The sequence below is a fragment of the Streptomyces fildesensis genome, from assembly GCF_016107395.1.
Taxonomy (GTDB): Bacteria; Actinomycetota; Actinomycetes; order Streptomycetales; family Streptomycetaceae; genus Actinacidiphila; species Actinacidiphila fildesensis.
Genome location: NZ_JAAIKO010000332.1, coordinates 1 through 249, shown reverse-complemented (window position 1 = coordinate 249; position 249 = coordinate 1). Strand labels below are relative to the sequence as shown.

The 249-nt window shown below is 69.5% G+C and carries 1 protein-coding gene; it reads right to left on the bottom strand.

Features of this window, described 5'->3' with window-relative positions; translation table 11 throughout:
* The coding region (locus C6N31_RS43100; RefSeq protein WP_198359744.1) for a universal stress protein at window positions 1–249 on the bottom strand (249 nt) is incomplete at both ends.

Genomic DNA, 249 nt, shown 5'->3' with positions numbered 1-249 from the left:
CCCAGGAGCTCGCTCCCCGGGTGCCGACCACCAGCAGACAGGCGTCCGCACTGGCCTCGAGCAGCACCTGTGAGGGGCGTCCCGGTTCGACCACGACCTCCACTTCCACCGGGGTGCCGCCGAGCTCCTTCTGGAGTTCGGCGACGGTGTCCGTCACAGCCTGTTCCGCGATGTCACGCAGCTGTACGTACAGGCCGGCGTTGTCCGACGCGGTCAGCCACTCGTAGCCGGCATAGCGGTCGGGCCCGT